The sequence below is a fragment of the Peribacillus sp. AS_2 genome, assembly GCF_026891895.1.
Taxonomy (GTDB): Bacteria; Bacillota; Bacilli; order Bacillales; family DSM-1321; genus Peribacillus; species Peribacillus frigoritolerans.
Window position 1 is genome coordinate 336,368 of sequence record NZ_JAPTGA010000001.1, and the last position, 23,138, is coordinate 359,505.

Annotated in this window: 19 protein-coding genes and 1 tRNA gene; 19 read left to right on the forward strand and 1 reads right to left on the reverse strand. The window is 38.3% G+C overall.

Annotation, left to right across the window (positions count from 1 at the left end):
* Positions 1 to 3: 3 nt before the first annotated feature.
* Together whiA and OTG27_RS01580 are read left to right on the forward strand one after the other, a co-directional pair.
* Positions 4 to 957, forward strand: a complete 954-nt coding sequence (whiA, locus tag OTG27_RS01575; protein ID WP_063574708.1) for a DNA-binding protein WhiA — start codon at positions 4 to 6, stop codon at positions 955 to 957.
* A 20-nt stretch (positions 958 to 977) separates the two neighbouring features.
* A complete protein-coding gene (locus OTG27_RS01580; protein ID WP_034309974.1) occupies positions 978 to 1,235 on the forward strand; it encodes an HPr family phosphocarrier protein in 258 nt (85 codons plus the stop codon).
* A gap of 100 nt (positions 1,236 to 1,335) precedes the next feature.
* Here OTG27_RS01580 and clpP read toward each other — a convergent pair whose 3' ends face one another.
* Complete coding sequence (gene clpP, locus OTG27_RS01585; protein WP_034309977.1) at positions 1,336 to 1,941, reverse strand: ATP-dependent Clp endopeptidase proteolytic subunit ClpP; 606 nt, start codon at positions 1,939 to 1,941, stop codon at positions 1,336 to 1,338.
* A 289-nt stretch (positions 1,942 to 2,230) separates the two neighbouring features.
* Between clpP and OTG27_RS01590 the strand changes: the two genes are divergently transcribed.
* The 17 genes from OTG27_RS01590 to OTG27_RS01670 all read left to right on the forward strand — a co-directional run bounded on the left by OTG27_RS01590 (position 2,231) and on the right by OTG27_RS01670 (position 23,053).
* A tRNA-Arg gene (locus OTG27_RS01590) sits at positions 2,231 to 2,302 on the forward strand.
* Between the two features lie 313 nt (positions 2,303 to 2,615).
* Complete coding sequence (rpoN, locus tag OTG27_RS01595; RefSeq protein ID WP_222620024.1) at positions 2,616 to 3,953, forward strand: RNA polymerase factor sigma-54; 1,338 nt, start codon at positions 2,616 to 2,618, stop codon at positions 3,951 to 3,953.
* Between the two features lie 15 nt (positions 3,954 to 3,968).
* The gene (locus OTG27_RS01600; RefSeq protein ID WP_057278109.1) at positions 3,969 to 4,211 is read left to right on the forward strand and encodes a glutaredoxin family protein; all 243 of its coding nucleotides are present in this window, start codon (positions 3,969 to 3,971) and stop codon (positions 4,209 to 4,211) included.
* 139 nt (positions 4,212 to 4,350) lie between these two features.
* Positions 4,351 to 5,385 carry a sugar-binding transcriptional regulator gene (locus tag OTG27_RS01605; protein ID WP_034309980.1) on the forward strand — a complete coding sequence of 345 codons (1,035 nt, stop codon included), beginning with the start codon at positions 4,351 to 4,353 and terminating at the stop codon, positions 5,383 to 5,385.
* A gap of 32 nt (positions 5,386 to 5,417) precedes the next feature.
* Positions 5,418 to 6,425 (forward strand): type I glyceraldehyde-3-phosphate dehydrogenase, encoded by a 1,008-nt coding sequence (gap, locus tag OTG27_RS01610; RefSeq protein WP_034309982.1) that lies wholly within the window; start codon positions 5,418 to 5,420, stop codon positions 6,423 to 6,425.
* 247 nt (positions 6,426 to 6,672) lie between these two features.
* Positions 6,673 to 7,857: a phosphoglycerate kinase gene (locus OTG27_RS01615; RefSeq protein WP_063574711.1), complete on the forward strand. Its 1,185-nt coding sequence runs from the start codon at positions 6,673 to 6,675 to the stop codon at positions 7,855 to 7,857.
* A gap of 46 nt (positions 7,858 to 7,903) precedes the next feature.
* Positions 7,904 to 8,665 (forward strand): triose-phosphate isomerase, encoded by a 762-nt coding sequence (gene tpiA, locus OTG27_RS01620; protein WP_268936026.1) that lies wholly within the window; start codon positions 7,904 to 7,906, stop codon positions 8,663 to 8,665.
* The gene (gene gpmI, locus OTG27_RS01625; protein ID WP_034309990.1) at positions 8,658 to 10,193 is read left to right on the forward strand and encodes a 2,3-bisphosphoglycerate-independent phosphoglycerate mutase; all 1,536 of its coding nucleotides are present in this window, start codon (positions 8,658 to 8,660) and stop codon (positions 10,191 to 10,193) included. Before tpiA ends, gpmI begins: the two co-directional genes overlap by 8 nt.
* A gap of 30 nt (positions 10,194 to 10,223) precedes the next feature.
* A complete protein-coding gene (eno, locus tag OTG27_RS01630) occupies positions 10,224 to 11,519 on the forward strand; it encodes a phosphopyruvate hydratase (protein ID WP_034309992.1) in 1,296 nt (431 codons plus the stop codon).
* Positions 11,520 to 11,673: 154 nt separating this feature from the next.
* Entirely contained in the window at positions 11,674 to 12,579 is a 906-nt protein-coding gene (locus tag OTG27_RS01635; RefSeq protein WP_268936027.1) for a tyrosine-type recombinase/integrase, read from the forward strand.
* Positions 12,580 to 12,962: 383 nt separating this feature from the next.
* Complete coding sequence (locus OTG27_RS01640; RefSeq protein ID WP_268936028.1) at positions 12,963 to 13,577, forward strand: helix-turn-helix domain-containing protein; 615 nt, start codon at positions 12,963 to 12,965, stop codon at positions 13,575 to 13,577.
* Positions 13,558 to 15,417, forward strand: coding sequence for a hypothetical protein (locus OTG27_RS01645; RefSeq protein ID WP_268936029.1), 1,860 nt, complete (start codon positions 13,558 to 13,560; stop codon positions 15,415 to 15,417). Before OTG27_RS01640 ends, OTG27_RS01645 begins: the two co-directional genes overlap by 20 nt.
* A gap of 380 nt (positions 15,418 to 15,797) precedes the next feature.
* Positions 15,798 to 16,382: a recombinase family protein gene (locus OTG27_RS01650; protein WP_268936030.1), complete on the forward strand. Its 585-nt coding sequence runs from the start codon at positions 15,798 to 15,800 to the stop codon at positions 16,380 to 16,382.
* Between the two features lie 82 nt (positions 16,383 to 16,464).
* Positions 16,465 to 16,662, forward strand: a complete 198-nt coding sequence (locus OTG27_RS01655; protein WP_268936031.1) for a hypothetical protein — start codon at positions 16,465 to 16,467, stop codon at positions 16,660 to 16,662.
* A 638-nt stretch (positions 16,663 to 17,300) separates the two neighbouring features.
* Positions 17,301 to 18,662, forward strand: coding sequence for a DNA cytosine methyltransferase (locus OTG27_RS01660; protein WP_268936032.1), 1,362 nt, complete (start codon positions 17,301 to 17,303; stop codon positions 18,660 to 18,662).
* A gap of 6 nt (positions 18,663 to 18,668) precedes the next feature.
* Positions 18,669 to 19,766, forward strand: coding sequence for a DNA cytosine methyltransferase (locus OTG27_RS01665; protein WP_268936033.1), 1,098 nt, complete (start codon positions 18,669 to 18,671; stop codon positions 19,764 to 19,766).
* A 53-nt stretch (positions 19,767 to 19,819) separates the two neighbouring features.
* Complete coding sequence (locus OTG27_RS01670; protein WP_268936034.1) at positions 19,820 to 23,053, forward strand: type ISP restriction/modification enzyme; 3,234 nt, start codon at positions 19,820 to 19,822, stop codon at positions 23,051 to 23,053.
* Positions 23,054 to 23,138 lie beyond the last annotated feature (85 nt).

Sequence of the window (23,138 nt, forward strand, 5' to 3'; positions counted from 1 at the left end):
TGGATGTCTTTTGCTTCAGAAACAAAAAAAGAGCTTACAACATTAGAGGGAAAGGATTGCTGCGGTAAAGCGGAATTGTGTGCGCTTATCCGGATGAACGGATCCCTTTCATTTTCTAATCGGAAGCTTGTTGTGGATATTCAAACTGAGAATGCTGCGATTGCCAGAAGGATTTATACGCTGCTGAAAAAAAGTTATGAGGTCCAGGTCGAGCTGTTGGTCCGTAAAAAGATGAAGCTTAAAAAGAACAATGTATATATTGTCAGGATGTCATCCGGAGGGCAGCGGGTTTTAACCGATTTGGAAATTTTAGGCGATGGCTTTGAAATTCTCCATGAAATATCCGATACTATTGTTGGGAAGAAATGCTGTAAGCGTTCTTATCTAAGAGGTGCATTTCTTGCAGGGGGTTCGGTAAACAATCCGGAAACGTCTTCCTATCACCTTGAGATTTTCTCACTTTATAAAGAGCACAATGATGCACTTTGTGAGCTAATGAATAAGTTTGGCTTGAAGGCCAAGACACTTGAACGCAAGAAGGGGTACATCATTTATTTGAAAGAAGCCGAAAAGATTGCCGAGTTTTTAAGTATAGTTGGCGCCCATTCAGCTTTATTAAGGTTCGAGGATGTACGGATTGTCCGTGATATGCGTAATTCAGTGAATCGGCTTGTGAATTGTGAAACAGCCAATTTGAACAAAACGATCGGGGCATCATTGCGCCAGGTTGAAAATATCCATTATATCGAGGATACGGTAGGACTTAGCATTTTACCGGATAAGCTTCGGGAAATAGCGGAGCTTAGGATAGCGTTTCAGGATATAACCTTAAAGGAACTTGGGGAAATGGTATCCGGGGGAACCATCAGTAAGTCCGGGATTAATCACCGATTGCGAAAGATTGATGAAATAGCTGACAGGCTCCGTGGGGGAGAGGCTATTGCTGCGAAAAAATAAAGCTAACAGGGGAGATCAAGATGGTGGAGAAACAAGTTGAGGTAAAATTGAAAACGGGTTTGCAAGCTCGGCCGGCGGCTCTTTTTGTACAAGAAGCTAACCGCTTTCATTCAGATGTTTTTCTTGAAAAAGAAGGAAAGAAAGTGAATGCAAAAAGTATAATGGGATTAATGAGCCTTGCCATCAGTTCTGGTGTGTCCGTGAAGTTAATCATCGAAGGACGCGATGAAAAAGAAGCATTGGAAGCATTGGAAGAGTTCGTACAGCAAGAGGGATAAAAAAGGGGATGCCTAAATGTGCATCCTTTTCTTTTATCATGGAAAAAAGGCTCCGGAAGTCGCTTATGGCGATGTCCGGAGCCTTTCTTTTGTTGCAGGATTACTTAGAGTTTTTATCATCAAGAACGCTGCGCGTGATGACTTTGTCAATCAAGCCATATTCAAGAGCTCTTTCGGAAGTCATGAAGTTATCACGTTCCGTATCTCTTTGAAGGACTTCGATAGGTTGTCCCGTACGTTCTGCCAAGATTTGGTTCAGTTTATCTTTCAAGTGAAGGATACGGCGGGCAGCAATTTCAATTTCCGTAGCTTGACCTTGAGCTCCTCCAAGTGGTTGGTGAATCATGACTTCACTGTTTGGCAATGCATAACGTTTGCCTTTTTCGCCAGCGGCCAATAGGAAAGCACCCATGGAAGCGGCCATACCGATGCATACTGTCGAAACATTAGGTTTGATATATTGCATAGTATCGTAAATGGCCATACCGGAAGTGATGCTTCCGCCAGGGCTGTTGATGTATAGAGTGATATCTTTTTCAGGATTTTCCGCTTCTAAAAATAGTAATTGAGCAACAATGGAGTTGGAAACATTATCGTCAATTGCACTTCCTAGCATAATGATCCGGTCTTTTAATAAACGGGAGTAAATATCGTAGGCACGCTCCCCACGACTTGTTTGTTCGATAACTGTAGGAATTAAATTCATGTTCATTTCCTCCTTCGATTAAGAGAATCATTTAAATTCTTTATGTATGTATGATACACTTTTTGGTCAATTTAGGTCAAACAAAACAAACCCTATTATGGATAATTTGTTCGACAATTTTCTGGCTAAGGCTCCTTCCTGATAGAATGTTTTATATATTATGCCGCACAGGGATGAATTTCCACATTACCCATAATACCCAAATGATAAAGTTTTAAACCTGATAACCCTTGCAAAGGAGGGAATTCTATCATATAATGAAGTCTGTTGAAAACATATTTTCTATTACGCCCTCGTAGTGCAACGGATAGAACGCAAGCCTCCGAAGCTTGAAATGCAGGTTCGATTCCTGCCGAGGGCATTACCAATCTTCTGCTTAATAAAGTGGGGGATTTTTTATTGGTCATTTTTAGGAGAGTTAAAATTTTTGCCGAATTTGCTCATTTTCCGTAATATTCCATCGAATCCTGTAATGTCGGTCCTGTCTTGAAAATATTCGCCCACACTATTGAAAAATGGTGATTTTTCAATAAAAGTAGTTGTTTAATTTGCGTTTCTAACATATAGTATTTAAAACAAATAAACTATTCAGAAAAAATCGTAAGCGTTTTCATGGGTTTTTGTGTAGAATTTTCTCCTGATAATGTAAAATGGAGTGGGGGAGGGATGAATCGATGAGTATGAATATGAAAGCAGGACTTTTTCAACAGCAAACATTAAAGATGGCAATGACCCAGGAGCTCATGCAAGCTATTACATTGCTGCAATACTCCTCGCAGGAGCTATCGGCTTTTTTAGAAAATAAAATGGTGGAGAACCCATTACTGTCAATAGATCAGCCAACATCTTCTTTATTTCAGCCAACTTTTGACCGCAAAAAAGGTAAACGGACTCTTAAAAATACGTATGATGCCAACTATTGGATTGAACAGATCAGTGAAGATACCATATCGCTGGAACAGCATATCATGTCCCAAGTGAATCACCAGCAGTTTTCCGGTGAGCAGCAAAAGGCAATGCTTCTATTAATTCATAACCTTGATGAAAACGGTTACTTAAGGACTCAGCTGGATGATATATGCATCCCAGGCATATCTCCGGCCGTTTTGGAAGAGTGTCTCTCGATTTTACAGGAACTCGAACCGCATGGCATCGGAGCGAGGAATCTTCAAGAGTGCCTTTTGCTCCAAGTGAAAGCAGAAGGGGAGAATCTGCTGGCAGAATCGATCATAGAAAACCATTTCCTCGATTTTGCTGAAAAGCGCTGGAAAGACCTAAGTAAGAAAATCGGTGTTACACTGAAGGAGATTCAAGAGGTCTTTGATTATGTCCAGACGTTGAACCCGCGTCCGGCATCACTCTTTTTTCAGGAAAAACCGTCTTATATAGTGCCGGATGTGGTCGTGGAAGTTCGGGATGGCATGCTGCTTGTCGGGAATTATGATGGTAACACACCCAATCTTAATGTGGATAAAGGGTATTTAAACCGAATGAAGAGCCATAAGGATCAGGGAGTTCAGCGGTTTATCCAGGATAAGTGGCAGGAATACCAATGGATCTCCAGGGGAATCCAACAGAGAAAAGAAACGATATTGAAGGTCATTCAGTGCATCGTCGAAAAACAGCCGGCGTGCTTTCATCATGGCCTGAACTATTTGAAGCCGATGACGATGAAAGAAATCGCAGACGAACTTGGCATACATGAGTCCACAGTGAGCCGGGCGGTTAAGGGGAAGTACGTACAGACACCATTTGGCACGATAGAGATGCGGATATTTTTCACTACTTCTTTACAGTCGGTCGGCCTTGATGAGGATATGTCGGGCATGCAAGCGAAAAAGAGCCTCCAGGCAGCCATCAATGGGGAAAATAAACAAAAGCCGCTTTCGGATCAAGACTTGGCAGAACGGCTGAAGGAAGAGCATGGAATTATCCTGGCACGCCGAACCGTTGCCAAGTACCGGGAACAATTAGGGATCCCTTCTTCATCTAAACGAAAAAGATATGACTGAAAAGGATGAGTGGTTTTGGAAACGAACGCGTTTGTTTTATATAGTAGGGATAAATGCCCGTTATGTGATAAAGCCAAGCAGGTACTCGAAGAAGTGAAAGTGGAGTCAGGCATAGGCTATAAGGAAATCGATATCCATACCGATGATGATTTGCTTGAGAGATTCGGGCTGATGATTCCTGTCGTTGAATGGAAAGATGAAATCGTTCAGTTCGGAAACGTTGATAAATCAGCTCTAAATAGGCTTTTGGAAAAATAATTTTTCAAATCATTTGAAGAAACATTCCGTTCCTGCTAGAATAAAATATGTAGCAGGAATATTTTTTTGTTTTAAGTGGGACAGAAAATGACTACGCGGGACGTTAAATGTCCAACTTAACTTTTTAGGAGTTTTAAATATGCGTACATTACTCGAGGTACAAAGAAAATTATTGCCCGATTTCCTTTTGGTTATGCAAAAAAGATATGATATCCTGCGTTATATCAAAATGATGCAGCCGGTTGGAAGGCGCAGTCTGTCCGTGAGCCTTAATTTGACAGAGCGGACGCTTAGAGGCGAGGTTGATTTTCTGAAAAGTCAGAACCTGGTTAACATCTTCAGCTCTGGCATGACGCTGACTGATGAAGGGATTGAAATCCTGGATAAGTTAGAAGGAATAATGCGTGAAGTAATGGGTATAGACATAATGGAAAAGCAATTGCAGGATTTGTTACAAGTGGATGAAGTCATAATTGTCTCAGGAAATTGTGATGAAACCCCATGGGTGAAAAAAGAATTGGGTAAAGCTTGTGCAAACCGTATGAAACGAGAATGGAACTCAAAGAATATCATTGCGGTTACTGGCGGATCGACAATGGCCGAAGTGGCTAATTCGTTGTCACCTGATGAAGCATCCAGGAAATTGACATTTGTCCCAGCCCGCGGGGGAATTGGTGAAGCGGTGCAGAATCAGGCCAATACGATTGTCGAAAAAATGGCACAAAAGGCACAAGCCTCCTACAGAGTGTTATATGTACCCGATCAATTAAGCGGTGAGGTTTATGCATCATTTCAGAAGGAACCTGCAATTAAAGAAGTGATTTCCCAAATCAAGTCTGCCGATATGATCATTCATGGAATCGGTGATGCCATGGCGATGGCAGAGAGAAGAAATTCTTCGCCAGAAATGTTAAAGAAGCTGTTAGATGGAAATGCTGTAGGAGAGGCATTCGGTTATTACTACGATGAAAACGGCAAAGTTGTTCATAAAGTTTTGACAGTCGGCATCCAGTTAGATGATCTTAGCCCTGAAAAGCGAGTGATAACTGTGGCAGGTGGCAAAACTAAAGCAAAGGCTATCCGTTCCTACATGAAAGGCGCACCTTCATCGACCGTTTTGATCACGGATGAAGCTGCGGCACAAGAGTTAATTCAGGGGAATTACACCCCTTAATATATTTGCGAACTTAAAAGGAGGAATTTTTCATGGCAGTAAAAGTTGGTATTAATGGTTTTGGACGTATTGGACGTAATGTATTTCGTGCAGCATTGAGTAATCCTGGGGTAGAGATTGTTGCTATTAACGACTTAACGGATGCTAATATGTTAGCGCACCTTCTTCAATACGATACAATTCATGGATCTCTTAATGAAAAAGTAGCAGTTGATGGGGATTACCTTGTTGTTGATGGTCACAAAGTAAAAGTATTGGCTGAACGTGATCCTGCACAATTAGCATGGGGTGAACTGGGAGTAGAAGTAGTTGTGGAATCTACTGGACGTTTCACAAAACGTGCGGATGCAGCTAAGCATTTAGAAGCTGGCGCGAAAAAAGTAATCATCTCTGCTCCTGCATCTGATGAAGATATCACGATCGTCATGGGTGTAAACGAAGACAAATATGATGCAGCAAACCACCATGTAATCTCTAATGCTTCTTGTACAACGAACTGCTTAGCTCCATTTGCTAAAGTTCTTCATGAACAATTCGGAATCAAACGCGGTATGATGACTACTGTTCACTCTTATACAAATGATCAGCAAATCCTTGATTTGCCTCATAAAGATTACCGTCGTGCACGTGCAGCTGCTGAGAATATCATTCCTACAACAACTGGGGCAGCAAAAGCTGTTGCACTTGTCCTTCCTGAACTTAAAGGGAAATTGAATGGTATGGCAATGCGTGTACCTACTCCAAACGTGTCTGTTGTCGACCTTGTTGCTGAACTTGAAAAAGACACAACAGTTGAAGAAGTTAATGCAGCATTCAAAAAGGCTTCTGAAGGTGAATTAAAAGGAATCCTTGAGTACAGCGAACTTCCGCTAGTATCAACTGACTATAACGGTAACCCATCATCATCTACAATCGATGCCCTTTCCACAATGGTAATGGAAGGAAACATGGTTAAAGTATTATCTTGGTATGATAATGAAACAGGATATTCAAGCCGTGTTGTTGATTTGATCGACTATTTGGCTAAAAAAGGATTGTAATTAGAATAATAAAAAAACCTCACCAAGGTGAGGTTTTTTTTATCACAGCTCTAAAAAAACTTGGCAGAAGATGATATTATTAGTAAGTCATTAATCAGTCAAGCGTTTACATTTCTTGTTTTTGGATAATTTCCTGGAAACCGACTATAATGAAAAAGAGAAAAGGGGAGTTGGGAAATTTACCCTCTCCCTTTTTGGCTAAAAGAATCAAAAATATGATAACAATATCTAAGGAGGTTCTTGGATTATGAATAAAAAGTCAATTAAAGATATTGAATTAAAGGGGAAACGCGTATTTTGCCGTGTTGATTTCAACGTGCCGATGCAGGACGGAAAGATTTCGGATGATACGAGAATCAAGGCTGCACTGCCGACGATTTCCTATTTGACAGAACAAGGCGCAAAAGTCATCTTAGCCAGCCATCTTGGCCGTCCTAAAGGACAAGTCGTAGAAGAATTGCGTTTAGCACCTGTTGCGGAAAGACTAAGCGAACTTAGCGGCAAAGATGTGCAAAAGGCAGAAGAAGCATACGGCGAGACCGTTCAATCAATCATTGAAAACATGCAAAATGGCGAGATCCTGTTGTTGGAAAACGTTCGTTTCTATCCAGGAGAAGAGAAGAACGATCAAGAATTGGCGAAGTCATTTGCGGCACTGGCTGATGTTTATGTTAACGATGCATTCGGAGCTGCGCACCGTGCACATGCTTCAACTGAAGGAATAGCTCACCATCTCCCGGCCGTTGCTGGATTGCTGATGGAAAAAGAGCTTTCTGTACTTGGAAAAGCCCTATCCAACCCAGAACGTCCTTTTACAGCTATAATTGGCGGAGCAAAAGTAAAGGATAAGATAGGCGTTATCGAAAACCTTTTGGAAAAAGTCGATCACTTGATCATTGGTGGTGGATTGGGTTACACATTCATTAAAGCGCAAGGTCATGAAATCGGTAATTCTTTATTGGAAGAAGACAAAATAGAATTGGCCAAATCTTTCATCGAAAGTGCAAAAGAAAAAGGCGTAAAACTTCACTTGCCTATCGATGCAGTCGTAACTGCTGAATTTTCACCTGATGCAGAGACGGATAATGTCGATATCGATGCTATTCCAAGTGATAAAATGGCTCTTGATATCGGACCAAAAACAAGTGAATTATTTGCGGATGTAATCAAAAGTTCCAAGCTTGTCATTTGGAATGGACCAATGGGTGTATTCGAGTTCGATAAATTTGCGAATGGAACGAAAACCGTTGCTCAAGCCTTGGCGGAAGCAAATGATACGTACAGCATTGTTGGTGGTGGGGATTCGGCCGCAGCTGCAGAAAAGTTTGGACTGGCAGAAAAGATGTCCCATATTTCAACTGGCGGCGGTGCATCTCTTGAGTTCATGGAAGGCAAAGAGTTGCCTGGCGTTGTAGCCTTGAACGATAAATAAGATTGAACCGTTACATATTTCAACATTAGAAGGGATGAGAAACCAAATGCGTAAACCGATTATTGCAGGAAACTGGAAAATGAATAAAACACTATCTGAAGCGACTGCCTTTTTAGAAGAAGTGAGCAATTTGATTCCGAAGCAAGATGTAATCGATACGGTTGTATGTGCTCCAGCTTTATTTTTGGATCAGCTCGTTCAAGCAGCAAAAGGAACCGATGTGAAAATCGGGGCACAGAACATGCACTTTGAAGAAAGCGGTGCTTTCACAGGAGAAATCAGCCCAATCGCCTTGGCTGATCTTGGGGTATCCTACGTCATACTTGGTCATTCTGAGCGCAGGGAAATGTTCAACGAAACGGATGAAGCCGTTAATAAAAAAGCTCATGCCGCTTTTGCCCACAAGTTGACCCCGATCGTTTGCTGCGGTGAAACACTTGAGCAAAGGGAAGCTGGCGAAACGAATGATTTCGTAGGCAGCCAGATTGAGAAAGGCCTAGCAGGATTATCTTTCGATCAATTGAAACAAGCCGTTATTGCTTATGAGCCGATTTGGGCGATTGGAACAGGAAAATCGTCATCTGCTCAAGATGCTAACGAAGTTTGTGCGCATATCCGCTCAGTCGTTGCCGACAAATTTTCAAATGAAGCTGCTGCAGCCATCCGCATTCAGTACGGTGGCAGTGTAAAACCTGAGAATATTAAAGAGTACATGGCACAACCTGATATAGACGGTGCATTGGTTGGCGGTGCTAGCTTGAAATCCGATTCATTTTTACAATTGCTGGAGGCTGGTCACTATGAGTAAGTCGCCTGTGGCACTTATCATCTTAGACGGTTTTGGCTGCCGTAACGAAGAAAAGGGCAATGCTGTTTTTCATGCGAAAAAACCGAACTTTGACCGATATTGGGAACAGTATCCGCACTCCCATTTAACTGCAAGCGGGGAAGCGGTCGGCTTGCCTGCCGGTCAAATGGGGAACTCGGAAGTGGGCCATTTGAATATCGGGGCAGGACGGATCGTTTATCAAAGCCTGACCCGTGTGAACCTGGCAATACGTGAAGGTGAGTTTGCACAAAACCCAACTTTGGTCGATGCCATGAGCCATACCAAGAAAAAAGGCACGGACCTTCATCTTTTCGGTCTTCTTTCAGATGGCGGCGTGCATAGTCATATCGATCATATGTATGCCCTTTTGAAATTGGCCGCTAAAGAAGGAGTTAAAAATGTATATGTACATGCATTTTTAGATGGCCGTGATGTCGGACCGAAAACGGCACAGGGTTATATTAAGGAAGCGGAAGCGAAAATGAAGGAAATCGGTGTTGGTCAGTTTGCGACCATTTCTGGAAGATATTATTCGATGGACCGTGATAAGCGCTGGGAACGTGTGGAGAAATCCTACCGTTCAATGGTGTATGGTGATGGCCCTGCTTACTCTTCTGCGATGGAATGTGTCGAGGATTCGTATGAACATGGAATTTTCGACGAGTTCGTGATACCTTCAGTCATAACGGCGGAAGACGGTAAACCGGTGGCAACGATTAAAGATGATGATGCCGTAATCTTTTATAACTTCCGTCCAGACCGGGCGATCCAGATTTCCAATACGTTCACGAATGAGGATTTCCGCTCATTTGACCGCGGTCCTGGACATCCGAAGCATCTCCATTTTGTCTGCTTGACACATTTTTCAGAAACAGTTGACGGATATGTTGCATTTAATCCGACAAATCTTGATAATACATTAGGGGAAGTACTTTCCCAAAACCAGCTTACCCAGCTTCGTATCGCCGAAACTGAAAAATATCCGCATGTGACGTTTTTCATGAGCGGCGGACGTGAAGAGAAGTTTCCTGGTGAAGAGAGGATTTTAATTAATTCTCCGAAAGTCGCTACATATGATTTACAACCGGAAATGAGTGCTTATGAAGTGACGGATGCATTGGTGGAACAAATTGAGGCTGACCGTTTTGATGCCATTCTCTTGAATTTTGCCAACCCGGATATGGTCGGTCATTCAGGGATGCTTGAGCCTACCATTAAAGCGATTGAAACAGTGGATGAATGCCTAGGCAGGATTGTCGATTTAATCGTCTCAAAAGGCGGTACAGCGATCATCACCGCTGACCATGGGAATGCTGATGAAGTGGTAACGCTAGAAGGCAACCCGATGACAGCCCATACTACGAATCCCGTTCCTGTCATTATCACTAAAAATCAGGTAACATTAAGAACAGGTGGTATCTTAGGCGATTTAGCTCCAACGATGCTTGATTTGCTTGGAGTCGAAAAACCTGTTGAAATGACAGGGGAATCCCTATTATCTAAATAAAATTGTGAATAGGAAAAGGAGAGATTTATAATGCCGTACATCGAACATGTATATGCACGCGAAGTGCTAGATTCACGTGGTAACCCAACAATAGAAGTAGAAATCCAAACAGAGTCCGGATACTTCGGACGTGCAATCGTACCATCAGGTGCTTCAACAGGAGAACACGAAGCGGTTGAGCTTCGTGACGGGGATAAATCTCGCTACCTGGGTAAAGGGGTACAAAAAGCAGTCGATAATGTAAATGATATCATTGCTGAAGCTGTCATCGGTTTGGATGTAACGAACCAAGCAGGTCTTGACCTTACTATGATTGAATTGGATGGCACTGAAAACAAAGGTAACTTGGGAGCCAATGCAATCCTTGGCGTATCAATGGCTGCTGCCCATGCCGCTGCGGAATTTTCTGGATTACCATTGTATCGTTACCTTGGTGGGTTCAATGCGAAACAACTTCCGACTCCAATGATGAACATCATTAACGGCGGATCACATGCCGATAACAATGTTGACTTCCAGGAATTCATGATCCTTCCTGTAGGAGCTCCTAGCTTCAAAGAAGCAGTTCGTATGGGTGCAGAAGTATTCCATGCCTTGAAATCTGTCCTTTCAGCCAAAGGCTTGAATACGGCAGTCGGCGATGAAGGCGGCTTTGCGCCAAACCTTGGTTCAAACCGTGAAGCGCTTCAAGTCATCATCGAGGCAATTGAAAAAGCTGGCTACAAAGCAGGCGAAGATATCTACCTTGGCATGGACGTGGCTTCATCTGAATTCTATAACAAAGAAACAGGCAAATATGATCTTGCAGGCGAAGGCCGCAATGGTGTTACATCCGAAGAAATGGTTGCTTTCTATGAAGAGCTAGTGAATGAATTCCCTATTATCTCCATCGAAGACGGCCTGGATGAAAATGACTGGGATGGCCACAAGCTTCTAACGGAACGCATCGGTTCTAAAGTTCAGCTTGTTGGTGACGATCTTTTCGTAACGAACACGAAAAAATTGGCTGAAGGCATCGAAAAAGGCATCGGTAACTCCATCCTGATCAAAGTGAACCAAATTGGTACACTGACCGAAACGTTTGATGCAATTGAAATGGCTAAACGCGCAGGCTACACTGCAGTCGTTTCCCACCGCTCAGGTGAAACGGAAGATGCAACGATCGCTGATATCGCCGTTGCAACAAACGCAGGACAAATCAAAACCGGTTCCATGTCCCGTACGGACCGTATCGCTAAATACAACCAACTTCTTCGCATCGAAGATCAGCTTGGTGACTTGGCTGTATATGGCGGCTTGAAATCTTTCTATAACTTGAAAAAGTAATTATTTTGAGTTATAAAGGGTTGAATTAAGTCGTACAAGACTAGTTCGTAGGGCTTGAGTTGTGTCATACAAAAACATGAACTTAGTCGTACAGTTTATTGCTTTTAACCTCCTATTTATATGTGGTAATCCACATTAATTGGGAGGTTTTTTTATGTTAATAAAGGATCTATTGAAGGAGTTTTCATTTGATTTACAGATTAAGAACTATTCTAAGCGGACGATAGAGACGTACAAATACAATATCGATCAATTGATTATTTTCTTGGATAAACAACATGAGATTTCTGATATTGAGGATGTTTCCTCTTTACACATTAAGAGGTTTGTTCAATATCAATTAGAAATAGGAAACAAATCAAACTACATCAACACCATAATTAAATCTATGAGAGCATTCTATGGTTATTTAGTTAGTGAGGAATACGTCAGTCATAATGTGCTTGCTAAGATAAAACTGTTAAAAGAAGACAAAGTCGTTATAAAAACTTTTACGGATAAAGAAGTTGCTAAGATGATTGAGATCTATGACTTTAAAAGTTACTTAAACGCACGTAATAAGGTCATTATTGCTATGTTTGTCGATACAGGGATAAGGATGACAGAGTTAATCAATGTACAGTCAGGGTGGATGAATGAGACAAATATTAGGGTGTTTGGTAAAGGAGCAAAGTGGCGTTATGTTCCGATTAGCTTGATGTTGAAGAAGTATATGATTAGATATGAGCGGATAAAAGAAGGCTATTTTAAAAATAAGAAATTAGAGCATGGAAATTATTTCTTATCGAGGAACGGAAGACCTTTGACAGGTGTTCAAATTCAGAATGTTGTTAGAAAGGCAGGTATGAAAGCTAGTGTAAGAGAAGATATTAGATGTAGCCCCCACACGTTACGACACTTCTCTATTCAATCTAACTTGAGGAATGGACTAGACTTATATAGCTGTTCAAGGATTGCGGGGCATGAAAATATTCAAGTTACTAAGCGTTATTTACAAGGTCTAGAAACAGAGGAAATTTTAGAATTGGCAACAAAATCTAGTCCTTTGATGAATTTGTAGTTATTTGTTGAATCCAATGAATACCCCTTTCTTGGCAAAAAACGTATTGTATCAATGACGTGATGATTGAAACTATTGGGGTTGTTATTGTGGCTGCTCTTTCTTGTATAAGAGGGGGCGGTATTTATCACATATTTTCCCCACTTACTTTGGGAGAATAGGGGTAGTAGGTTAGTCCACACGATACAGTGTTAAAAATATCCGATACGAGGCGGGTTTCATTTTGATTATAAAAAAGTATAAGATTTTTCAACTGTTACTATGTATGGTTTTGACATTTGCATTTCTTTTAGAAAAATTCACATCAAGTATTGACTTACAAATGTAAGTCATGGTATTCTCTTTATACAGACTTACATTTGTAAGTCAAAATTTAATTAGAGGTGATCATTATCATTGGATTAGAAAAAGCTATTAACGTATTTAATTTGAATGCCAATCAAATAGCTCAAAAAATTGGCGTAAGTAGACAAACCGTCTATGACTGGTTAAAGGGAAAAAGAAAGATTCCAAAAGAAAGGATTGACCAGTTGACGGAAATTCCAGAGTTTAGGTATGTAGATAAGGAATTATTTCAAAAAGCAATGGATAGTGTAGATGAAATAGATATTGAAATAGCTCGTTCCAAATATCTGTCAGACAGAGATTCAGTAGAAGTGGAGGATGATTTCTATGGAATACCTGTGCCATCTGACCCTCACGCAGAAGATAGACAAATGTTACTTGAAATTAAGGAAAGAGAAATGGAAATAAAGAGAGTAACAATGAATCTATACGACACGGATTATATGGATGGTTTACAGTATTCTATCGGTGAAAACTATTTAAACATTGTAACTTCATTAAATAACTTATTCGAGAAGGAAGAGGTAGAAAAAATTAAAGCTTTAATTGATACTCTTTCATTCCTTAGAAATAATGAACAATTCACTGAATATGTACGAGAATATATTAAACAGCACAGTGAGGATAACATTGATGAACATAATACTAGATAAAGTTGAGTATTCGTCAAAACCACATGGGTATGAAATTGGTGCGCTCAATAACCGCATTATCCAAAATGCTCCTGTAGAAGTTAACGTGAAGAATATGGCAGCTGAAATAGCAAGGGGGAAAACCTTTATACCTGCAACCTTTAAGCAGGTAAAAGGAAAAGTTAAACGGTCAAAAGCAAACTGGGAATCCCAACAGGTAATTGCTTTAGACTTTGATGAGGGTTTGACCTTAGATGAAGCTTTTGAAGATGACTTTTTTCAAGAAAATGCTGCATTTCTTTATACAACTTTTAGTCATAGAGAAGAACATCATAAGTTCCGTGTGGTCTTTGTATTAGATGAACCAGTAACGTCCTATATGGATTTTGAAAACATTATGGCTGATTTGTTTGAACGCTATCCATATGCAGATCAGGCATGTAGAGATGGAAGTCGTTTATTCTTTGGTGGTAAAAAAGTTATTCAATTTAACTACGAAAATCGGTTAGAGATAGAGGAGTTAATTAATAAGACCCCTTTGCAGGACATAAAGAGTAATCTAGATATGTCCGTCACAAGGGTTCACACGAACCCCGAAGCTTCACATAACACCATCCATTCTAATCATGTTGAATTAATAAGGAATAGGAACATAAAGAAGCTTCAAGAACTGATTAATATAGAACCAGTAACATTATCAAACAATGAGGTGTTCGATTATCTAAAAAAACAAAATTTAAGAGCTTTTTTGGGGTTTGAAACACAAGGTAACGTTATCGATATTTTTCATGAAGAGAGTAATCCTAGTGCTTCAATCTATCGATCTAAAAAAGGTAATGGTCACTGGCTATATAAATGTCATTCAACAAGTCATCCATTTGCAGGAACAATCTTTCATGTGGTTCAGCAGTTGTTAAAATGTTCTGTAGTAGAAGCAAAGAAATATTTGCTGGAACTTTATAGAATAGAGGTTTACGAGAGTGAAGCGGTTAAGGAATTTAAGGAATCAGTAGATATATATAAGGAACTAATAAGGTCTGATGAGCTAGAAGATATACATCCCCATTTCCACAAGGTGTTTAATAGATATGGTCATTTACAGGATTTGTACATGCTGTTAGATTTAGCGAAAGAGTTTATAACCAATGATTCAGATCCAAGCATTGTGTTTTACCATAGCATTAGAACGCTAGCAAAACACTTCGGTAGAAGCACCAGTGCTACAGGAACAAGAATGAATTTCTTAACACTTTTCAAGATAACAAGAAAATTCGAAGAATCCGAAATACCAGAAAACCTTTTGTTAAACCAGAAAAGGAACAAAAGAGAAAATCACTTTCAATATAGAAGTAGTACCTATGAATTACCCCTTTACACTTATGATTTCTTTTGCCAAATTGATGAGATGTGTAAGGTTTGGTTAGAACAGGGTTGTACAGGTAGGACTATCTCCTATGAAGGAATTATGAGGACTTTTGGGCGGCAGGAAGCAGACAGAGTTTTCCCTCAAGACAAAGGAAAAGAAATTGAGGATTTGAACACAGAGACAGTATCAAAAATACATTTTACTACACTTACGTTAATAGAACAGAACGGATGGGCAACTGAAAAAGAAGTACTTGGTAAAATACCGTATTACTTTAGGGGTCAACAAGAATTTAAGACCCAGCAATTTAAGCGTTGTATTGGTGAAATGATTGATATTTATGATTTAGAGATTGTTTCCGCTAACAAAAAGATAAAAGATGAAATGGGAATAACAGAAGAAGATATGAATAAGTTTAGTTTTCCAAAGATAATCAGAAAAAAAACTTGTAAAGGATTGCCGTCCCTTACAAGTCAAAGAATTAAACAAATTTAATTAGTTAATGACATTATAAAGTATAGAAAAGTAAAAGTCATCCCTTTCATAATAATGACCCCTAATTAAAGAGTATGGGATCAAAGATGCGTATAAGATAAAAAAGAACGTAGAACGGCGATTTTCACTTGGAATATTCACCATCCTAGCATAGATTGGAATATTATATTGGTTCTAAAGAGAGGTTTACCAGTGGTAGCCTCTTTCTACCTTGTCATTCGAAAAACATTTGGTTTGATAGAGGGTACGTATACTGTAACGTTTGTAATCATTTTACAAACGTGGTAATGTCAAGAGTTTCCGTATGTTCATTTTGTTACCGTTTGACTGTTACTGAAATAAAAGCTACTATAAAGCTACAAAATGACGGAGGCAGTTACATGAGTAATAAAGCATACATAAGAGTATCGACTGAAAGACAGATTACAGCTCTTCAACGCAAAGCATTAAAAGCAGAAGGGTGCAATGTGTTCTATGAAGAGAAAATGAGTAGCAAAAGAACAGACCGTCCAGAACTTCAACGTATGTTAAGCGAACTGAAAGTTGGTGATGTTGTACTAGTTCATGAGATATCTCGTCTATCCCGCTCAGTTAAAGACTTGCTAACTATCGTTGAGAGCATCAAAGAAAAAGGTGCTTCTCTTAAGTCGCTAAATGAGTCATGGTTAGACACTTCAAATGATAATCCGATGAATGAGTTTTTACTTAATATCTTTGGAAGCTTAGCGGAGCTGGAACGTGGATTAACACTACAACGTCAGCGAGAGGGCATAGAGATAGCAAAGAAAGCGGGGAAATATAAAGGACGTAAGTTTGAGGTTGAAATAGGTGGGAAGAAGTCAGAAAAGGCAATGCAGGCTATAGAATGGTATAAAGAAGGTAAGTCCGTGAGATACATATGTAAGACATTATCGATCGGAACTGGAACTTTGTATAGTTTGTTAGAGAGAGAGGAAATACGGTAACAGATGACATAATTAACTAACATTTATTGAGTGTTGGAACTCAAGTTAAGGAATATCTTTAAAATTGAAAGGATGAAATTAAATGAATGGAATCTTAGGAGAAGTTGGGAAAGCGTTGATAAAATTACAGGATGAAGGAGAAGTTGTTATAGAACGAAATGAAGAACTTTATCTTGATGAAATTACTTATTTTGTTGAAGAAACGTTAAAAGGTGTGAAGGCTGAATATAAAACTGAAGTTTTAGAACCAAATGTGAAGATGAAGATAACATTACAATAAAAAATACGTACAAATCCTTTAGGGATATATTGTAATAAAATTCATATATGAACATGAGTAAGCAAAAGTTTGTGTATGAACTCAAGTAGTAGTATTTGTAAACGATAAACTATCAGAGTAAGCAAACACAGGGGGGCTACTTTTCACATCATAAGCACCCACCCGTATCTATGGGATTAATACATAGTTGATATAGAGACACGTCACTATTATTATATTTTTCGGTAAATTAATGAAATATCGATTTTATTAGAAGTACTTCTTCAAAAAGTAGTGAAATTCGTTATTGAAAAGACAAAAGCCTGAGACAATAATTGGTTCAAGGTTTACTTCTAAAGAGACTAGTAGTGAAAAGCCAATTCAGTGACAGAAAATTGTTTACTATGGTAATGTAATAATTGATGTTTAAAATGGTTTTGTACTCTGTTGGTACAACATTAGACAATCCCTGTAAAACTTTTATTGTAGGGTTTCGCATTTGGAAAATAATTCAAAAGCTGGTTCATAAAAACTGATCGTAATATAAATATAGAGTTTTTATCAATGCTTTAAAAAGATAATTGTAGTAAAATCAATAAAGAACGAATGTTCGTTTTAAGACCCAATCAACCCAATCATTTATGGAGGGATTAAGTACAATGAGTACAGTCAATAATAAGGATATTTTCTCTCCTATTAAAGATAGAATTGAAAAACTAGTTAAAACCAAAGATTTAGAGAATTTTAGAAGCAATCAAAAGATTGCTATGGATAAAGAAAATGAAGATGTAAGATACTATGCAAGATTAGTAGGAGCATGGTTAGCATATAGTAATGAAATTAACAATATAAACTACGCACTAGACTATCGAGGATCTATAGATGTTATTGATTTATTCTCTGGCTGCGGAGGGATTTCTACAGGATTCAAGGCAATTACCTCTGTCCTTCCTTCTTTTAGAGAGCGAGGAGCAGTGGACATTGATATCAAAGCAAATATGACCTATGAGGCTAATCTTGGTATCAAACCTAAACATATAGACATAAATGAACTAGTGATGAAAAATGACTCGGAACTGAATGACTTGTTCGATATTAATGAAAAGAATCCATTAGTATTAATTGGTTGTGCGCCATGTCAAGGTTTTTCATCCCATAGTAAGAAATTAAGGAATGATAATGACATTAGAAATACTCTAGTAGGTACTTTTGCAAAAGTAGCTGCTAAGATAAAACCTGATTTTGTTATTATGGAAAATGTTCCTGAATTATTAGCAAAGAAGTATTGGGGAAACTTTCAGGAATTCAAAAAAACGATGGAAGATAGTGGATATTTTGTAAGGGCTACAATAGTAAACATGGCTGAATATGGCGTTCCACAAGCACGATATAGAGCATTAGTTATTGCCTCTAAAAAGAGATTTTTTATGCCTAAAGGGTTTTTAGATAGAGAAAATGTTCGGACGGTTAGGGATGCGATAGGATACCTACCTCCAATCGAACCTGGAGTCGCAAATGAGGACGACTCATTTCATGTTACTGCAAGACATCAAAAATCAACGGTGGATACCATTGCAAGTGTACCGAAGAATGGTGGGAATCGTCCTCATGGAATTGGACCTCAGTGTCTAGACAAAGTTAAAGGATTCTCGGATGTTTATGGTCGTTTATATTGGGATCGTCCTTCTATAACAATCACAAACTATGCAAGAAACCCAGCAAGTGGTCGCTTTAGCCACCCAGAACAAGATAGGGGCTTATCAGTGAGAGAAGCTGCTTTACTTCAAGGGTTTCCTTCTAACTTTATATTTGAGGGAACATTTGATGAAAAGTTCAGGCAGATTGGTAATGCTGTTCCACCAAGATTTTCGACATATCTGGCTGCTCATATTTTAGGTGAAATGATGGCAGACGAGCCAACAGAAATTGAGTACCTTGAAGATAAAAAATATGATGTAACTGAACCTGTAAGTAACTCATTTTCCAGTGTTATTGCAGGATTAAAAAAAAGAAGGGGGTAATTATCAGTGTATGAAAAGGACTTTACTGTTATTGACTCGTTTAGTGGTGCAGGAGGTTTGTCGCTTGGGTTGCAACAAGCAGGTTTAAATATTAAATTAGCCTTTGATAATAATAAATATGCTGTGGAGACTTATGGTAAAAACTTTCGTCATCCAGTCTTATTAGAATCGATAGAGAATATTAACGGTAATGATTTACTCAAGTCTGTTGGATTGAAAAGGGGAGAATTGTCTTTGTTGGCTGGTGGACCACCATGCCAAGGCTTTTCGGTTCAAAGACGAGGGGAAGACAAAGATGCAAGAAATTCCCTTGTACTAGAGTATGCTCGTTTAATTGAAGAGTTAAAACCAACATTCTTTTTAATGGAAAATGTAACAGGTATAAAGAATAAAAGAGGTGCATCTTATGTGCAGGAGATATTGGAGTTAGTAACGAAAATGGGATATCATACCCAAATGGAAACTCTCAATGCTGCTGATTATGGTGTCCCTCAATCACGAAAGAGAGTCTTTATTGTAGGTGAAAAACCGATTAATGATCGAGTTTTTTTTGAGTTCCCTAAGAAGAAATATCAACCTGAAAATTACCGTACAGTGAGGGATGCTATTTTTGACTTGCCGACTCCTCCTGAGGACTTTAGTGATCATCCGCTTTACCCTAACCACAGGAAGGAAAGACTTTCGGAAATGAATCGAATAAGGATATCCCATGTTCCACAAGGTGGAGGGAGAGAATTTATTCCAGAGGAATTGAGATTAGAATGTCATAAGGTAAGTGTGGAAAAAGCAGGACACCGATATGTATACGGAAGGTTAGCATGGGATGAACCAGCTGGAACAATAACAGCGAGGTTTGATAGTTTCACAAGAGGGAAATTTGCTCATCCTGTAGAAAATCGAAGTATAACATTAAGAGAGGGAGCAAGGTTACAAACCTTTAAGGATGACTTTGTTTTCAGTGGGACTAAGGTAGAAGTTGCTAAACAGATAGGTAATGCAGTCCCTCCTTTATTAGCTGAATCTTTAGGTTATGCTTTTACAGAAGCATTAAGAAAGAGAAAAGAATTCAATAGGTCAGAGAATAGAGCTTATGTGTATAATTAAGTATAGGGCTTACACATAAGCCTTTTTTTTGTAAAAAGAGGGGGAGGTTAATAATGTTAAATAAGGATTTCGTTAGGGAATATTTGATGAAATTAAAAAACACATATGTACAAGGAAAAGAATCGGGATCAGCAACACCTGAAATGACATATCGTCCGAACATAAGTAATTTCTTTGATCAAATAATAAACAGACTAGGGAAACTAAACGACATAGGCTACATACATGAGCCAAGTTCTACTGGTAAGGGTAGACCAGATTATAAATTTCATAACATTAATGACTATAGTGTTTATGGGTATGTTGAGGTAAAATACATTTCAAATGCTGAGCTTGACCCTCTTGAGTTCGAAGAGCAAATTAACCGTTATAGTGAATTGGAAACTAAATTAATACTAACTGACGGTATAGAATTTGTATTTTTTCATAATGCTCAAACCATTGATGATTTTAGTGTCGCCCCCCGAATTTGTTTAGTCAATTCAAAAGCCAACTTCTTAAATGGAGAGGAGTTTGATATTCCTGAACAAGTCGTGGACGATCTATATAAATATTTTAACGAATTTTTTTCTAGTGCGACTGCAAGGGATTTAAACAATGATCAATTTATTGATTTATTAGCAAGAAGGGCTAACTTTATTAAAGATGATGTAAGAAATTTGTTATTGAAGAAATATCATGATTACAGTTCTGAAGTGTTAGCAGTTAATTTGCAGCAAATTTACAAGGTTTTTAAAGAGAATTTGGATGAAACTTTAGATGAGGAATCTTTTGCTAGTCTTGTGGGACAAACTCTTATATTTTCATTACTCTTAGCATATATAGAGAAATCTAAGGGTGAGGAGGATGTTAGTGTAAAATCTCTTCAAGAATATTTACTTAATGACATGGTTAAAGAATATAGACCGCTAGCAGCAATGACAACTTTGGTGTTTTCATCACCTTTAAGTTATATAGCAACAGGCTGGAATGATACAGCAACATTACTTTCTAAGATAAAGATTGATCTTCCAGAACTACTTAATGACTTTCACAAGATATATGATTCATTCCATGGAAAATATGATCAAGAGGAGAGACTAGATTTTGGTGCTTACGCTACCCCAGGTTACTTAGCAGACTATGCGGTTAAGCTATCCAATAAGGTGGCTCAGAAGCATTTTAAGAAGAGTATCTACTCAGAAGGAGCGAAGCTTATAGATCCCAGTTGTGGAACAGGATCTTTTCTAGAAGCATTATATAAAAATAGTAAGTTAGAAAAAGAAGCAAAGGGATTTAAGATTAGTGGTATTGAAATATTACCTGCACCATATGTTCTATCGCAAATGAGAATAAATCAATTAGTTGATGGCATTAAAGACAGCACAACCCCAAAAGTGTACCTGGGAAATTCTTTGAGTGACGATATATTGAAGGAAGAATTAATTCCATATGAGAAAGAAATGGGTAGTTCAGCACAACTGTTACGAGAAGAGTTTAATGAATTAACAAAGGCTTCTTCCTCACCTTTAGTAGTTATTATTGGCAACCCTCCGTCCTCAGATAGCGGATTCAATATGGGAGAGAATTTTACAGAGATTGAAAGTGCTTTAGAAAGTTTTCGTCCACCTATAGAATCTAGACGGGGTAGACAAAATATACAAAAACAACTTCAAAATGACTTTGTGAAATTTATCATGTGGGCTTGTATTAAGATAGATAAGTTAAATGGAGGTATTATTTCTTTTATTGTGCCAAGTTCCGCACTTGTTGATAAATCGTATGTTTACATGAGAGAGTATCTTCAAGCGAATTTTTCCGAAATATACGTATTAGAGTTTGATGCAGATCTGCGTAAAACAGGTATGTCTGAAAAAAATATATTTGCTACTCGCCAAGGGAGAGCTTTATTGACCCTTGTTAAAAAACCTAGTGATGGAAAATTGAATTCTGAAAACGATGTGGGAAAAATTTTCTATAAAGCACTATTAGGGAAAAATGGTAGTGAAAAAAAAGAATGGTTAGACAATGATCAAAACTTGTTGGACTATATAGAATCTCATACTTATGGTTGGCTTAAAGCGTTTAAGCCCATACAAGCAGAGGAAGATTTAGTTTCCAAGTATTCCTTATCTTTTTGGGAATTAGACAAAATCTTTAAGAATCATGTTTCAGGAGTGAAAACTGGATGTACAGCATTAGTGGTCCACTCAAATAAAGACACTCTCATGTCACTATTAGAGGATTTCTCTACAGAGGCAGTGAGTGACGAAGAGATAAATAAAAGATACTTTGAGAATCAAGCAAAGGTAGGAAGCTATCGCTCTGGATGGAAACGAGCATATACAGCAAAAGAAATTCAAGAGAATCTAAATAGTCGTAACATTGTTGATTATGACTTTAGACCGTTCTTAAAACGATTTGTTTTCTACTCACCAAAAGTAATGAAAACAGCCTCAAAAGATGGAGGAAGAGCAAGACCTGAATTAGAAGTATTATTTCTGAATTCCGATTACCAAAAAAAAGCTTTAGCAGTGGCTAAATCGCCATCTTTAGTTAGCAAGAATTTAGATCAATTTGCATATATTGTAGAGAACTTACCAGATAATGACCTTGCTTCAAGAGGTAATTCTTACATATTTCCATTGTATTTTCCTGATAAGAAAACTAAGAGTATAGGGAAAAATGTTGATGAATCTTTGATCAAAATATTAAATGAAAAATTCTATGAAAATTCATCTGAATACGATACTATAGCAGGAGACTTAATCGACTATATGTATACTGTTTTATCTTCCAAAGTATTTAGAGTAACTTATGAACAAATCATATACTTTGGACTTGTAGAAGGAATGTTACGAATACCGTTGACTAGTAACAAGGAGTTATATTTTAGAGGAATAGAAATAGGGAAAAAGCTCCGCAAACTTCAAAGTTATGAAATTGAAGGATATGAGGGGTTACCTGAAGTTATATATGAAGGAGAAAGAAGCTTAAAGCTGAAAAATGTAACCTTTCAAGTTGATAGCCAAACAATTATCTTGAATGATTTCGATAAAAAAAAGAAAGGTTACTTTAAGGAAGTTCCTACGAATGTGTTTAACTATGTCATAAAGGGATATGATGTACTAAAAACTTGGTTTAAATACCAGCAACTAGGATATAATCATAAGACCTTTGACTCGGATAGTATTGATCAAGCTACTTCTTTTATTATAGCTTTAAGTACGTATATTAAAGAAATTGATGAAGCAAATACATTAATCAAAGAGGTACTTGAGGGTGACGTACTAATTCCTAATAAATAGGGCAATAATTAAGAATAGAGCTAGAATAACATACGACTCAAAACGTACGTAAAAGAAGCTAAGTAGAAGAGAAGGATTACTCAAA

Coding starts and splice junctions, on each gene's coding strand:
- OTG27_RS01645 (WP_268936029.1), top strand. CDS start 13,558: ATGAACATAATACTAGATAAAGTTGAGTATTCGTCAAAACCACATGGG.
- clpP (WP_034309977.1), bottom strand. CDS start 1,941: ATGAATTTAATTCCTACAGTTATCGAACAAACAAGTCGTGGGGAGCGT.
- eno (WP_034309992.1), top strand. CDS start 10,224: ATGCCGTACATCGAACATGTATATGCACGCGAAGTGCTAGATTCACGT.
- OTG27_RS01650 (WP_268936030.1), top strand. CDS start 15,798: ATGAGTAATAAAGCATACATAAGAGTATCGACTGAAAGACAGATTACA.
- OTG27_RS01655 (WP_268936031.1), top strand. CDS start 16,465: ATGAATGGAATCTTAGGAGAAGTTGGGAAAGCGTTGATAAAATTACAG.
- OTG27_RS01635 (WP_268936027.1), top strand. CDS start 11,674: ATGTTAATAAAGGATCTATTGAAGGAGTTTTCATTTGATTTACAGATT.
- OTG27_RS01615 (WP_063574711.1), top strand. CDS start 6,673: ATGAATAAAAAGTCAATTAAAGATATTGAATTAAAGGGGAAACGCGTA.
- OTG27_RS01670 (WP_268936034.1), top strand. CDS start 19,820: ATGTTAAATAAGGATTTCGTTAGGGAATATTTGATGAAATTAAAAAAC.
- OTG27_RS01605 (WP_034309980.1), top strand. CDS start 4,351: ATGCGTACATTACTCGAGGTACAAAGAAAATTATTGCCCGATTTCCTT.
- whiA (WP_063574708.1), top strand. CDS start 4: ATGTCTTTTGCTTCAGAAACAAAAAAAGAGCTTACAACATTAGAGGGA.
- gap (WP_034309982.1), top strand. CDS start 5,418: ATGGCAGTAAAAGTTGGTATTAATGGTTTTGGACGTATTGGACGTAAT.
- OTG27_RS01660 (WP_268936032.1), top strand. CDS start 17,301: ATGAGTACAGTCAATAATAAGGATATTTTCTCTCCTATTAAAGATAGA.
- gpmI (WP_034309990.1), top strand. CDS start 8,658: ATGAGTAAGTCGCCTGTGGCACTTATCATCTTAGACGGTTTTGGCTGC.
- OTG27_RS01580 (WP_034309974.1), top strand. CDS start 978: ATGGTGGAGAAACAAGTTGAGGTAAAATTGAAAACGGGTTTGCAAGCT.
- tpiA (WP_268936026.1), top strand. CDS start 7,904: ATGCGTAAACCGATTATTGCAGGAAACTGGAAAATGAATAAAACACTA.
- rpoN (WP_222620024.1), top strand. CDS start 2,616: ATGAGTATGAATATGAAAGCAGGACTTTTTCAACAGCAAACATTAAAG.